The following is a 14,106-nucleotide window of genomic DNA, read 5'->3' as shown; positions in this document are numbered from 1 at the left end:
GCGCATGCCTATCGAACTGCTGCCGGAAACCCCTTCGCAGACTGCCGGCCCCTACGTCCACATCGGCTTGGCCCTGGCGGCCGCCGGTAACCCGACCCGTGAACAGGAAATCTGGAACGAAATGGCCAAGGCCGATGCGCCGGGCCAGCACATCCTGCTGATAGGCCACGTCTACGACGGCAATGGCCACCTGGTGCGTGACTCCTTCCTGGAGTTCTGGCAGGCCAACCATGAAGGCCTCTACGACCGGGCCTTCGATGTTGAGAAGCCGTTCAACTGTTTCGGTCGTACCGCCACTACCTTCGATGCCGGCGAATGGACCCTGAAGACCGTCAAGCCTGGCGTGGTGAACAACGCCGCTGGCGTGCCGATGGCGCCACACATCAACATCTCGCTGTTCGCCCGCGGCATCAACATCCAGCTGCAGACGCGCGTCTACTTCGAGGATGAAGCCGAGGCCAACGCCAAGGACCCGGTGCTCAACCTGATCGAGCAGCCGCAACGTCGCGAAACGCTGGTGGCTAAACGATGCGAGGTGGACGGCAAGCTGGCCTATCGCTTCGACATCCGTATCCAGGGAGAAGGCGAGACCGTGTTCTTTGACTTCTAGGATTGAAGAACCCTCTCGGGATACGCTGATCGAACCGGTCGATCAGCGTATCGGGCGACACTTCGACGTGCTGCTGGAGGCCCGAGGTTATCGGGCCGATACAGCGCAACGCGCTGCCATTGCCCATCTCGGGCAATGGCTCGAGGCGTTTCTGGCAGGACGCAAAAGCTGGCTGCGGCGAACGGCTGCGGGGGTTTATCTGTGGGGGGGCGTGGGGCGCGGCAAGAGTTTCGTGATGGATGCGTTCTTCGCTGCAGTACCGCTCAAGGACAAGCGTCGTGTGCATTTCCACGGCTTCCTTGCGGAGCTGCAAGTGCGTATGCGGGCCCATGCCGGCCAACCGGACCCGCTCGCCCTGGCTGCGCGAGAGCTGGCAGGCGAGGCACGCTTGCTGTGCTTCGATGAATTCCACGTCCACGACATTGGCGATGCCGTGCTACTTGGACGGCTGCTCAAGGTGATGGTGGAGGAGGGGACGGGCGTGGTTTGCACCTCCAATTACCACCCTGATGGCCTATGCCCCAACCCGCTGTATCGCGAGCGCTTCAAACCGGCCATCGCGCTGATCGAGAAACGCTTCGACGTGCTGGAGCTGGACGCGGGCGAGGACTATCGGCAACGCGCAAGCATATTGGAGGACTGGGGCCGCCACTGCTGGCCGATTTCCAACTTCGTCGAGGGTGAGTTCGAACGCCTTCTCGGCCTGACGTCTGAGGCCTTGCGTGACGTGCCTCTGATGGTCAACCAGCATCCGATGCACCTGCTGGCCCAGGAAGGGCAATGTGCCTGGCTGGCCTTCGATGAGCTGTGCCGCAGGCCGCACTCCAGTGCCGACTTCCTCTGGCTCAGCCAGCAGTTCCGCCACCTGGCCGTCAGCGCTGTACCGTGCCTTGGCGAGGAACCGATCGATGTCCAGCAACGCTTCGTCAACCTCGTCGATATCGCCTACGACAGTGGTCTGCGCTTGCAGCTCGGCAGCGAAGCGAGCCTGGCCGAGCTATGCCGTGACACGCCCCATATGGATTTCTCGCGCACCCACAGTCGCCTGCAGCAGCTCAGCCAGGTGAGGCCCGCGATGAATGGACACTCTGTTATCCGATAGAAACGTCGAGCTCAGACATGCTTCAGATATTTGGCATCACCGCACCCATCTTCATCCTCATCGGGATCGGGTTCCTCTCATCGCGCGCAAGTCTGGTCAGCCGCGAGCAGGTTGCCGGCCTCGGCAAGTTCGTCATCACCTTTGCCTTGCCTGCTCTGGTGATCAAGGCGCTCGTCGAACGTCCACTGGATCAGGTCTTCGATGCCGTCTACCTGCTGGCTTATGGCCTCGGTTCGCTCCTGGTGTTCTGCCTGGGATTGCTGTTCTCTCGTCTGGTGCGCAAGGACACGCTCACCGGCAGCGCGCTGAGCGCACTGGGGATGTCGGTCTCCAACAGCGGTTTCATCGGCTACCCCATTGTCGTCATGGCCCTTGGCGCGCCAGCGGCGGCCGCTCTGGCACTTGGCATGCTGGTGGAGAACCTGCTGATGATTCCGCTGGCCCTTGCGATTGCAGAGTTAGGCCACCAGAACGGCTCAAGCGCCAGGGCTGCCGTGCTGGAGACCTTCAAGCGCCTGGTGCGCAACCCGATCATCATCGCCATCAGCCTTGGCCTGGCCCTGGCGGTGCTGGAAGTGCGCTTACCAACGATTGCGATGAAGGTCGTGGAGATGCTGGCGATGGCATCGGCTCCGGTCGCGCTGTTCGTCATCGGCGGCAGCCTGAACGGACTGAAGGTCGGGGGTTTGCTCAAGGATGTGGCTCAGCTCAGCCTCGGCAAACTGCTGCTGCATCCGTTGGCAGTGCTGCTGTGCTTCACACTGCTGCCGCCGGTCGACCCGGTGATGAAGGTCGCCGGTGTGCTCTTCGCTTGCTCGCCGATGATGAGCATCTATCCCATCCTCGGTCAGCGCTATGGCCTGGAAGGCCGCTGCGCCGCGGCACTGGTGGTGGCAACCGTGCTGGCCTTTATCACCATCAGCTTCTTCCTAGGGGTGCTGGCCTGAGGGAAATGCCTCGACCCGAATGCAGCTGTCTATTCTCAATGGGCTGGCCCTGTGGCCAGGCCCGTACGATGTGCGGTCCACCCCAGTTCGAGGAGGCGGCGATGAGCAATCGATTGAGTGAGGAAGGACTGGACCTGCTATTCCGCCAGGCGCGCACCCACAGTGCCTGGCTCGACAAACCGGTGAGCGACGACACGCTCAAGCAGCTCTATGACCTGATGAAATGGGGGCCGACCAGCGCGAACTGCTGTCCGGCACGGATCCTCTTCCTGCGAACCCCCGAAGCCAAGCGCCGGCTATTGCCCGCACTGGCTCCGGGCAATGTCGACAAGACCATGGCGGCGCCGGTCACGGCCATCATCGCCTATGACCTGAAATTCTACGAACAGCTACCGAAGCTCTTTCCTCACACTGATGCCCGCGCGTGGTTCGCCAACACACCGGAGCTTGCCGGCATCACTGCGAGGCGCAACAGCTCGCTGCAGGGGGCCTATTTCATGATCGCCGCACGAGCACTTGGGCTCGACTGCGGGCCCATGTCCGGGTTCGACAACGTGATGGTCGACCATGAGTTCTTTCCCGCAGACGGAGAAACCAACGCTTTCCAGCTGGAACATTTTCCAGACAGCCATGTGAAGGCCAACTTCCTCTGCAACCTGGGCTACGGCGACCCGACCAAGCTCCACGCGCGCAGCCCACGCCTGGAGTTCGACGAGGTGTGCAAGCTGCTCTAACAGGTGGATGGCAGCAGCGCTCGGAAAGCCAGCCCCGGACGCGTGTTTGGCGCGCCGGGGTTATGGCACCTGCGTGGGGGTGTTTCGGCTGCACCTCATGAGCACAGCCGCAGCCCGGGGCCCCGGTACCTGATCAGTGGCTGAGGTTGAAAACCTCGGGGCGCCGAAAGCCGCGCCAAGGTAGAAGGCAAGGGCGACAGGGTCAATTGCGATTATCGAACTTTGGTTCGATAATCGGCCGAAACCAGTATTCCCCTGATCTTCAAGGACAACAAGAATGAGCGACGAACAACGCGTGCCACTGCCTCCACTTGCGCCTCCGATCATCGCCTCGCCGGCCAAGCGCATCGAGGCCTTCACCGGCGACCCGAACTTCATGACCTCGCTGGCCCGTGGCTTGGCAGTGATCCACGCGTTCCAGGAACGCAAGCGTCACCTGACCATTGCCCAGATCAGTCATCGCACCGAGATTCCCCGTGCCGCGGTGCGTCGTTGCCTGCATACGCTGATCAAGCTGGGCTATGTCACTACCGATGGGCGCACCTATTCGCTATTGCCGAAGGTCCTTACCTTGGGCCATGCCTACCTCTCGTCGACACCTCTGGCGGTAACCGCCCAGCCGATCCTCGACCGCCTCAGCGAGCAACTGCACGAGGCGTGCTCGATGGCCACCCTGGAGGGTGACGAGATTCTCTACATCGCTCGCTCGGCCACGCCACAGCGTTTGATCTCGGTGGACCTTAGCGTCGGCAGCCGCCTCCCAGCCTATTGCACGTCGATGGGGCGCATCCTCCTGGCCGCGCTGGACGATGCGGCGCTCACCGACTACCTCGATCATGTCGATCTGCAGGTGAAGACCAGCCGCACCGTGCATACCCGCGAAGGCTTGCTCGCCAGTATCGAAGAGATTCGTCGCCAGGGCTGGGTAATCATCGATCAGGAGTTGGAAGTCGGCCTGCGTTCAGTCGCAGTGCCGGTGCGCGACTCCGCCGGCCAGGTACTGGCAGCGCTCAACGTTGGTACCCATGTGGGCCGCATCGGTCGCCAGGAACTGGAAAGCCGCTTCCTACCCGCGTTGCTGGAGGCCAGCAAGGAGCTCAGTACGCGGTTGTTCCACTAACAGGGATAGCTCGTTGCCGTGGTGCTCCTGGTGAAGGGCGAATGTGTTCCCGCCACAAGGGATTAGCCAAGCGCTCCCGGCAAAGTGTTCGCTGATCGAACGCTTTGCCAGGGGTCCAATTGAATAGCCACTAACCTACTCGTAAGGTCTGCCCGCCTGATGGCTCGGCAATGAGCCCAAGATGTAACCGTTTATCTTTGCTTGAGGCGCGCGGTGGAAGCCTCAAATAGAATCGACAGTATCGGACCATTAGCGCTTGTCTGCGAGGCATGACGCTCATGGCATAAAAACTACAAGAGTGCCTGGTAATGGATAATCGCCTGCTGAGTGAACGCAGTAGGGTGTTCGAGCGTGCGGACCCCTACGCCGTGTCCGGATATGTGAACCAGCATGTCGGGATGCACTGCATCCGTCTGCCAGCTGCAGGCCATCCGGAAGCCAGCCTCAATCACCGCAAGTTCGCCAACCTGGACCTGTGCCGGATCAGCTATGGCGGCAGCGTGCGGGTCACCTCGCCGGCCCTGGAGACCATCTACCACCTGCAGATACTTCTCAGCGGTCATTGCCTGTGGCGTGGCTATAAGCAGGAGCATTACCTGGCGCCGGGTGAGTTGCTGTTGATCAATCCTGACGACCCGGTCGACCTGACTTACTCGGACGACTGCGAGAAGTTCATCCTCAAGCTGCCGACTACTTTGCTCGAGTCGATCTGCCAGGAGCAACGCTGGCATTACCCGAGTCAGGGCGTGCGCTTCCTGCAGAACCACTACCAACTGGACGAGCTGGAGGGCTTCGTCAACCTGCTGGCGATGGTCTGCAACGAGGCTGAAACCGGTGACCCACTGCTACGGGTGCAGGAGCATTACGCGCAAATCGTCGGTAGCAAGATGCTGTCGCTGATGAAGACCAACGTCAGCCGAGAAAGCCTGTGCTCCCAGGCGGCCTCGTTTGAACGAATCCTGGATTTCATCGACAACAATCTGAAACAGGACATCAGCAGCGAAGCCCTGGCGCAGCAGGCCAACATGAGCCTGCGCTCGCTCTACGCGCTGTTCGAGCGTCACCTCGGTACCACGCCCAAGCACTACATTCGGCAGAAGCGGCTGGAGCGCATTCGCGCCGCCCTGGTCGACCCGAGCTGCAATGTGCGAAACCTCACCGAGCTGGCGCTGGACTACGGTTTCCTGCACCTGGGACGATTTTCCGAAACCTACCGCAATCAGTTCGGCGAGTTGCCTTCGGATACCCTGAAGCGCCGGGGCTTGTAACGGGTCTGCTGCTGTTCCTGTTTGGGCAAATTCATTCGCTGAGCAGACCGTAGGTCTGCCCTGAGACCTATCAGGGGGCCGCTGTGCCGCCCATAGCGAATGAATTCGCCCCCACAAGGTATACGGGCCACGCCCTGTACCAGCCTTCCGCTACAACCACCACCACTCTGCACAAAACGGATAGCGATCTGCAAAAAGCGGATATTGCCCGTTTCCTCGCATCCCTAACCTGACCTGGCCTGAACAATAACAACGGAGGCCCTGGCCATGTCCCTGGGATTCGAGTTCCTTCATTCGCTGCTTGAAGAAGACAAGGAAAAGGGTGTCTACCGCTGCAAGCGGGAGATGTTCACCGACCCGCGTCTGTTCGAACTGGAGATGAAACACATCTTCGAGGGCAACTGGCTGTATCTCGCCCACGAGAGCCAGATCCCCAACAAGAATGACTTCCTCACTACTACCATGGGGCGCCAGCCGATCTTCATCGCGCGCAACAAGGATGGTGAGCTGAATGCCTTCCTCAATGCCTGCAGCCACCGTGGTGCCATGCTCTGCCGGCACAAGAGCGGTAACCGCTCCTCCTATACCTGCCCGTTCCACGGCTGGACCTTCAACAACTCCGGCAAGTTGCTCAAGGTCAAAGACCCGGCCGAGGCTGGTTACCCGTCCAGCTTCAACTGCGAAGGTTCCCACGACCTCACCAAAGTTGCTCGTTTCGAGTCCTATCGCGGCTTCCTCTTTGGCAGCCTGAACCCTGATGTGAAGCCTCTGGTCGAGCACTTGGGCGAGTCCGCCAAGATCATCGACATGATCGTCGACCAGTCGCCGGAAGGCCTGGAAGTCCTGCGCGGTTCCTCGAGCTATATCTACGAAGGCAACTGGAAGCTGACCGCTGAGAACGGCGCTGACGGTTACCACGTGAGCTCTGTGCACTGGAATTACGCCGCCACCCAGAACCAGCGCAAGCAGCGCGAAGCGGGCGAAGAGATCAAGACCATGAGCGCGGGAAGCTGGGCCAAGAACGGCGGCGGCTTCTACTCCTTCGACCACGGCCACCTGCTGCTCTGGACCCGTTGGGCCAACCCCGAGGATCGCCCGCTCTACGAGCGTCGCGACGAACTGGCCCAGGACTTCGGCCAGGCCCGGGCTGACTGGATGATCGAGAACTCGCGCAACCTTTGCCTGTACCCGAACGTCTACTTGATGGACCAGTTCAGCTCGCAGATCCGTATCGCGCGGCCGATCTCCGTCGACAAGACCGAAATCACCATCTACTGCATCGCGCCGAAGGGCGAGAGCAGTGATGCCCGCGCCAAGCGCATCCGCCAGTACGAAGACTTCTTCAACGTCAGCGGTATGGCCACCCCGGACGACCTGGAGGAGTTCCGCTCCTGCCAGATGGGCTACCAGGGCAACCGTGGCTGGAACGACATGTCCCGCGGTGCCGAGCACTGGGTGGAAGGCGCCGACGCTGCTGCCCAGGAAATCGACCTGCACCCGCTGCTGTCCGGCGTACGCACCGAGGACGAAGGCCTCTTCGTCCTGCAGCACAAGTACTGGCAGGAAACCATGCTCAAGGCCGCAGCCGCCGAGCAGCAACTGATCCCCGTGGAGGCCGTGCAATGAGCATCACCTACGACGCCGTGCGCGACTTCCTCTACCGCGAAGCGCGCTACCTGGACGACAAGGATTGGGACAACTGGCTGGAGCTCTACGCGGCTGACGCGAGCTTCTGGATGCCATCCTGGGACGACAACGACGAGCTGACCGTCGACCCCCAGACCGAAATTTCGCTGATCTGGTACGGCAACCGTGGCGGTTTGGAAGACCGGGTATTCCGCATCAAGACCGACCGCTCCAGCGCGACCATGCCGGACACGCGTACTTCGCACAACATCAGCAACATCGAGATCCTCGAAGTCGCCGACGGCTTGTGCAAGCTGCGCTTCAACTGGCACACCTTGAGCTTCCGCTACAAGACCGTGGACAGCTACTTCGGCACCAGCTTCTACACCCTCGATGTGCGCGGCGAGAGCCCGCTGATCAAGGCCAAGAAGGTGGTTCTGAAGAACGACTATGTCCGCCAAGTCATCGATATCTACCACATCTAGGGTGGCCGCCATGTCCCACAAGATCGCACTGAATTTCGAAGATGGCGTCACCCGTTTCATCGACGCCAGCGCTGGCGAAACCGTGGCCGATGCGGCCTACCGCCAGGGCATCAACATCCCGCTGGATTGCCGTGATGGCGCCTGCGGCACCTGCAAGTGCTTCGCCGAAGCCGGCCGTTATGACATGGGCCAGGACTACATCGAAGATGCACTGAGCGAAGAGGAAGCCGAGCAAGGCTACGTGCTGACCTGCCAGATGCGCGCCGAGAGCGACTGCGTGGTGCGTGTGCCGGCGTCCTCCGACGTCTGCAAGACTCAGCAGGCGAGTTTCGAGGCCAGCATCAGCGACGTGCGCCAGTTGTCCGACAGCACCATCGCGCTGTCGATCAAGGGTGAATCCCTGAGCAAGCTGGCGTTCCTGCCGGGGCAATATGTCAACCTCAAGGTGCCGGGCAGCGAGCAGACGCGCGCCTATTCCTTCAGCTCCCTGCAGAAGGACGGCGAAGTCAGCTTCCTGATCCGCAACGTGCCCGGCGGTCTGATGAGCAGCTTCCTCACCAGTTTGGCCAAAGCGGGCGACAGCATGACCCTGGCCGGCCCGCTGGGTAGCTTCTACCTGCGCGACATCCGCCGCCCGCTGCTGCTGCTGGCCGGTGGCACTGGCCTCGCGCCCTTCACCGCAATGCTGGAAAAGATCGCGGAACAGGGCAGCGAGCACGCGCTGCACCTGATCTACGGCGTGACCCACGACTTTGATCTGGTGGAGATGGACAAGCTAGAGGCGTTTGCCGCACGTATTCCCAACTTCACCTACAGCGCCTGCGTGTCCAGCCCCACAAGCAGCTACCCGCAGAAAGGCTATGTGACTCATCACATCGAGCCCAAGCACCTCAACGAGGGTGATGTGGACGTCTACCTGTGCGGCCCGCCGCCCATGGTGGAGTCGGTGAACCAGTTCATCCGCGAGCAGGGCATCCAGCCGGCGAATTTCTATTACGAGAAGTTCGCCGCTTCAGCAGCGTAAGCGAATGCCCTCGATCTAACGCACGTCTTATAGGAGCGAGCTTGCTCGCGAACCGCCTCGCGCGGAGCTATTCGCGAGCAAGCTCGCTCTTACCGGCACCGTATAGGTTACGAGCCATTTTCAAGAGGCTGCCATGAGCAAGAGATTCCAGAACAAAGTCGCGCTGGTCACCGGCGCTGCCCAAGGCATCGGCCGCCGTGTCGCCGAGCGGCTGGCGGAGGAGGGCGCGCGGGTCATAGCCGTGGACCGCTCCGAGCTGGTCTTCGAGCTGGCCGACCAACTGGGTTCCAATGCCCAGCTGCTGGCCCTGACCGCCGACCTCGAACAGTTCGTCGAGTGCCATCGTGTGGCTGCCGCCGCAGCGGAGCGCTTCGGCCGCCTGGACATCCTCATCAACAATGTCGGCGGCACCATCTGGGCCAAGCCCTATGAGCACTATCAGGAACACGAGATCGAGGCCGAAGTGCGTCGCTCGCTGTTCCCCACGCTCTGGTGCTGCCACGCGGTGCTGCCCTACATGTTGGAACAGGGTGCAGGCGCAATCGTCAATGTCTCGTCCATCGCCACTCGCGGGGTCAACCGCGTGCCTTATGGCGCAGCGAAGGGCGGAGTGAATGCGCTGACTGCCTGCCTGGCGTTCGAGAACGCCGAGCGCGGCATTCGCGTCAACGCAACTGCGCCTGGCGGCACCGAAGCGCCACCGCGTCGCATCCCGCGCAATTCCGCCGAGCAAAGCGCACAGGAGAAGGGTTGGTATCAGCAGATCGTCGACCAGACGATCGACAGCAGCCTGATGAAACGCTACGGCACCATCGACGAACAAGTCGGCGCGATCCTCTTCCTGGCCTCGGACGAAGCGTCCTACATCACCGGTGTAACCCTACCTGTAGGCGGAGGTGACCTGGGCTGAATGCTCCCTCGTAGGATGGGTTGAGCAACGCGATACCCATCGATTCCGATGTGATGGGTATCGCTCCGCTCAGCCCATCGTACAGGCTCACAAATGGGCACCGTCACGCGCCCATCCCAGCGGTTTCTACACAACAAAAACAAGAGACAGATGCCATGCGAAAAATCGACGTACACGAGATCATCGATAACGCGCGCTTTACCGGCTTTCACTGGATGGTGATGTGCTGGTGTGCGCTCCTGCTCATCTTCGACGGCTATGACTTGTTCATCTATGGCGTGGTCCTGCCCGTCCTGATGAAAGAGTGGGGCCTGTCTCCGCTGGAGGCGGGGGCGCTTGGCAGCTACGCGCTGTTTGGCATGATGTTCGGCGCCCTGGTCTTCGGCTCGCTCGCCGACAAGATCGGCCGTAAGAAGGGCATCGCCATCTGCTTCGTGCTGTTCAGTGGATTTACGGTGCTCAACGGTTTCACCAGCAACCCCACAGAGTTCGGTATCTGCCGCTTCATGGCGGGCCTGGGCATCGGTGGGCTGATGCCCAATGTGGTGGCGCTGATGAATGAGTACGCACCGAAAAAGCTGCGCAGCACCTTGGTTGCCATCATGTTCAGCGGCTACTCGCTGGGCGGCATGCTGTCGGCGGGCGTCGGCATCTACATGTTGCCGCGCTTTGGCTGGGAAGCCATGTTTTTCGCCGCCTTGCTGCCGTTGCTGCTCCTGCCGCTGGTCCTGTACTTCCTGCCTGAGTCTGTGGGTTTCCTGCTGCGCCAGGGCCGCGTGGAGCAGGCTCGCGCAATCCTCAAGCGGGTCGACCCGCAGCGTGAATTGCATGATGACGACCGCTTGGAACTCACCGAGGTGAAAACCCAGGGTGCGCCGGTACTGGAACTGTTCCGCGAAGGACGCGCGCTGCAAACCCTGATGATCTGGGTCGCGTTTTTCTGCTGTCTGCTGATGGTCTACGCACTGAGCTCCTGGCTGCCGAAGCTGATGGCCAACGCGGGCTACAGCTTGGGTTCAAGCCTGTCGTTCCTGCTGGCACTCAATTTCGGCGGGATGTTCGGCGCCATTGCCGGCGGATTTCTTGGCGATCGCTTCAATCTGCCGAAGGTCGTGGCTGGCTTCTTCATTGTTGCCGCGGTATCCATCAGCCTGCTGGGCTTCAAGAGCCCGACGCCGGTGCTCTACCTGCTGATCGGTATTGCCGGCGCCACCACCATCGGCACTCAGATCCTGCTGTATGCCACCGCCGCGCAGTTCTATGGGCTGGCGTTCCGTTCCACCGGTCTCGGTTGGGCTTCGGGTATCGGCCGTAATGGCGCAATCGTCGGCCCGCTGCTGGGGGGCGCGCTGCTCGGTATCAACCTGCCGCTGCAACTGAACTTCATGGCCTTCGCAATTCCGGGTGCCATTGCAGCCGTGGCCATGTGCTTGGTTTACCATCGCCAGCTACAACAGGCTCCGCTGGCCACAGCGGCTGATGCGCAGGGTTGACCCAGCGCTGTACCTGAAGAACGCCAGGGCCTTGGAGGAAGCATGCGCAGTTTGATGAAGGACCTTTCGTTGTCGGCGTGGGTGGCTGGTTTCATCGCCACGCTGATTTCCTATGCCGGGCCGCTGGTGATCGTCTTTCAGGCGGCCAAGAGTGCCGGGATGTCGACTGAGGCACTGTCCTCCTGGGTGTGGGCGATTTCCATCGGCAGCGGTGTGCTGGGTATCGTCCTGAGCCTGCGCTTCAAGGTCCCTGTGGTGATCGCTTGGTCAGCGCCGGGCTCCGCCTTGCTGGTGTCGATGCTGCCGGGTATCAGCCTGAACGAAGCGGTAGGCGCCTACATCCTCGCCAACGGCATCATTCTGCTGGTGGGGCTGTCCGGTGCATTCGACCGTATCGTCGGCAAGCTGCCGACCGCCATTTCGGCGGCCATGCTGGCGGGCATCCTGTTCAGCTTCGGTACACGGCTGTTCGTTTCGCTGAAGGACAAGCCGGTCATGGTGCTGGCCATGTTCGTGACCTACCTGCTGTTCCGCCGGCTGGCGCCGCGTTATGCGGTGATGGCGGTGCTGGTGGTGGGTTGCGTTATCGCCGCCAGCTCCGGGGAGTTGAATCGCTCGGCGCTGGTGATCGGCCTGGCCACTCCCACGTGGATCGCGCCGGAGTTCAGCTGGCACGGGCTGCTCAACATCGCCCTGCCGCTGGTGATGGTGGCGCTGACCGGGCAGTTCGTGCCGGGTGTTGCAGTACTTCGGAACCACGGTTATGCAACGCCGGCCAGCCCGATCATTTCTGCCAGCGGTCTGGGCAGTCTCCTGTTGGCTCCGTTTGGTTGCCACGGCCTGACCCTGGCAGCCATCACTGCCGCCATCTGCACCAGCCGCGAAGCGCACGAAGATAAAGGCAAGCGCTACATCGCCGGTGTGGCCGGCGGAGTGTTCTACCTGGTGCTGGGTATCTTCGGTGCCACGCTGGTGTCGATCTTCAGCGCCTTTCCCAAGGAGCTGATTGCGGCTCTGGCGGGCCTGGCCCTGTTCGCCGCGATTGCGGGAGCGCTGGCTGGCTCGATGGCTGCACCCGATGACCGGGAGGCGGCGCTGATCACCTTCCTGGTGACGGCCTCCGGCATGTCCTTCCTGGGGCTGTCGGCGGCGTTCTGGGGGCTGATCTTCGGCTTGGCCGCGCACCTGCTGCTCACCGCGCGAACAGCGCCCAGAACGATACCCGATGACACGGAGGCTCTGGAGGCCGACCGCTAGTTCGCTGCACCCGGTGCGGGATCCCTGCGGGAGCTGTCCGCATCCCGCGCCAGTCTTTTCCCCCTTGCGTGCATGCCCCAGGGCCCGGTTCAACAAACCGTTTCCAGGGTAGGGGGAGTTTCGTCCCTATAAAAACAAGAGTGGTGACATGAAAAACAACGCAAGCAAGCTGTGTGCAGTGCTGTCCGCCGGCGTGTCCGCTGGTTTCCCCGCGCTTTCCCAGGCCGCTGAATCGGGTTTCATCGCTGACTCGACCGCCACCCTGCAAGCCCGAAACTACTACTTCAGCCGCGATTACTCGGATATCCGCGGGCCCGAGCAGTCAAAGGCCGAAGAGTGGGCCCAGGGCTTCATCCTCAACTTCAAGTCCGGCTACACGCCAGGGTCGGTCGGCTTCGGTCTGGACGCCATCGGCCAGCTCGGCATCAAGTTGGACAGCGGGAGAGGGCGGGTCAACACCGGGCTGCTTCCGGTTCAGCAGGATGGCGAAGCAGCCGACGAATACAGCCGCCTGGGCGTGGCGCTGAAGACCCGACTGTCGAAAACCGAGCTGAAGGTCGGCGAGCTGCAGCCGAACCTGCCGGTATTGGTATTTAGCGATATTCGCCTACTGCCGCCGACCTATCAGGGAGCCAGCGTCGTCTCCAATGAGATCGCGGGGCTGACCTTGCAGGGCGGCCATCTGACCTCCACAAGCCTGCGCAACGAAGCCGGGGATGACAAGATGCAGGCCATGCTCGGCCACAAGCCCCAACGCCAGGCGTCGAGCGATGCCTTCAACTACGCCGGCGCCGACTACGCCTTCAACGCTAACCGCACCACCTTGAGCGCCTGGTATGCGCAGCTGGAAGACCTCTACGACCAACGCTTCTTCGGCCTCAAGCACAGCGAGCCAATGGGGGATTGGGTGTTCGGCGCCAACGTTGGCTATTACGACGCTAGCGAAGACGGCAAGCATCTGATCGGCGCCATCGACAACCAGGCGTTCTTCTCGCTGCTGTCGGCCAAGCGTGGCGGCCACACCTTCTTCATCGGCTACCAGGCGATGTACGGGGACAGTGCCTTCCCGCGCGTGTTCGCCAACGTCAGCCCCCTGGGTAATGAGGTGCCGACTTACGAGTTCGCCTCGGCCGACGAACGCTCCTGGCAGGCTCGCTACGACTACGACTTCGCCGCCCTTGGCGTGCCTGGCCTGGTGGCCAGTACGCGCTACATCACCGGAGACAATGTCGACACGGGGCTGGGCTACGAAGGCAAGGACTGGGAACGCGACCTCGACATCAGCTACGCCTTCCAGAGCGGCACGCTCAAAGGCCTTGGAGTTCGCGTGCGCAACGTCACTGCCCGTTCCAATTACCGCACCGACATCGACGAGAACCGGCTGATCCTCAGCTACACCTGGACGCTGTTCTGAGGAATGTGGGGCGAATGAGTTGCTCTGTCGGCGTTAGCTGTTGCTAGCCATCGAGGGTCGGGCTGAGAGCCCTGCAGGAGCGAGGGGGACGCCGAGTTCTTGCTCGCGAACGGGCT

At 61.7% G+C, this 14,106-nt stretch carries 13 protein-coding genes; all 13 read left to right on the top strand.

Features of this window, described 5'->3' with window-relative positions; translation table 11 throughout:
- Positions 1-4: 4 nt before the first annotated feature.
- Positions 5-610 carry a protocatechuate 3,4-dioxygenase subunit alpha gene (gene pcaG, locus J7302_RS22635; protein WP_215380011.1) on the top strand — a complete coding sequence of 202 codons (606 nt, stop codon included), beginning with the start codon at positions 5-7 and terminating at the stop codon, positions 608-610.
- A complete protein-coding gene (zapE, locus tag J7302_RS22630) occupies positions 600-1,712 on the top strand; it encodes a cell division protein ZapE (protein ID WP_215380009.1) in 1,113 nt (370 codons plus the stop codon). The genes pcaG and zapE overlap by 11 nt, the downstream gene beginning before the upstream one ends.
- A 17-nt stretch (positions 1,713-1,729) precedes the next feature.
- Positions 1,730-2,659 carry an AEC family transporter gene (locus J7302_RS22625; RefSeq protein WP_215380005.1) on the top strand — a complete coding sequence of 310 codons (930 nt, stop codon included), beginning with the start codon at positions 1,730-1,732 and terminating at the stop codon, positions 2,657-2,659.
- A 101-nt stretch (positions 2,660-2,760) separates the two neighbouring features.
- Positions 2,761-3,393 (top strand): malonic semialdehyde reductase, encoded by a 633-nt coding sequence (locus J7302_RS22620; RefSeq protein WP_215380002.1) that lies wholly within the window; start codon positions 2,761-2,763, stop codon positions 3,391-3,393.
- Between the two features lie 277 nt (positions 3,394-3,670).
- On the top strand, positions 3,671-4,513 hold the full coding sequence (locus J7302_RS22615) for an IclR family transcriptional regulator domain-containing protein (protein ID WP_215379999.1): 843 nt from the start codon (positions 3,671-3,673) through the stop codon (positions 4,511-4,513).
- A 308-nt stretch (positions 4,514-4,821) separates the two neighbouring features.
- The gene (locus J7302_RS22610) at positions 4,822-5,781 is read left to right on the top strand and encodes an AraC family transcriptional regulator (protein ID WP_215379996.1); all 960 of its coding nucleotides are present in this window, start codon (positions 4,822-4,824) and stop codon (positions 5,779-5,781) included.
- Positions 5,782-6,048: 267 nt separating this feature from the next.
- Complete coding sequence (benA, locus tag J7302_RS22605) at positions 6,049-7,407, top strand: benzoate 1,2-dioxygenase large subunit (RefSeq protein ID WP_215379994.1); 1,359 nt, start codon at positions 6,049-6,051, stop codon at positions 7,405-7,407.
- Positions 7,404-7,892, top strand: coding sequence for a benzoate 1,2-dioxygenase small subunit (gene benB / locus J7302_RS22600; protein WP_215379992.1), 489 nt, complete (start codon positions 7,404-7,406; stop codon positions 7,890-7,892). Before benA ends, benB begins: the two co-directional genes overlap by 4 nt.
- A gap of 10 nt (positions 7,893-7,902) precedes the next feature.
- Positions 7,903-8,916 carry a benzoate 1,2-dioxygenase electron transfer component BenC gene (benC, locus tag J7302_RS22595; RefSeq protein WP_215379990.1) on the top strand — a complete coding sequence of 338 codons (1,014 nt, stop codon included), beginning with the start codon at positions 7,903-7,905 and terminating at the stop codon, positions 8,914-8,916.
- Positions 8,917-9,049: 133 nt separating this feature from the next.
- Positions 9,050-9,826 carry a 1,6-dihydroxycyclohexa-2,4-diene-1-carboxylate dehydrogenase gene (locus tag J7302_RS22590; protein WP_215379988.1) on the top strand — a complete coding sequence of 259 codons (777 nt, stop codon included), beginning with the start codon at positions 9,050-9,052 and terminating at the stop codon, positions 9,824-9,826.
- 155 nt (positions 9,827-9,981) lie between these two features.
- Complete coding sequence (locus J7302_RS22585) at positions 9,982-11,319, top strand: MFS transporter (protein ID WP_215379986.1); 1,338 nt, start codon at positions 9,982-9,984, stop codon at positions 11,317-11,319.
- 42 nt (positions 11,320-11,361) lie between these two features.
- Positions 11,362-12,576, top strand: a complete 1,215-nt coding sequence (locus J7302_RS22580; RefSeq protein ID WP_215379984.1) for a benzoate/H(+) symporter BenE family transporter — start codon at positions 11,362-11,364, stop codon at positions 12,574-12,576.
- A gap of 148 nt (positions 12,577-12,724) precedes the next feature.
- The gene (locus J7302_RS22575) at positions 12,725-13,990 is read left to right on the top strand and encodes an OprD family porin (RefSeq protein ID WP_215379982.1); all 1,266 of its coding nucleotides are present in this window, start codon (positions 12,725-12,727) and stop codon (positions 13,988-13,990) included.
- Positions 13,991-14,106 lie beyond the last annotated feature (116 nt).

The sequence above is a fragment of the Metapseudomonas boanensis genome (assembly GCF_018704125.1).
Taxonomy (GTDB): Bacteria; Pseudomonadota; Gammaproteobacteria; order Pseudomonadales; family Pseudomonadaceae; genus Metapseudomonas; species Metapseudomonas boanensis.
This window is presented reverse-complemented; position numbering and strand designations above follow the sequence as displayed.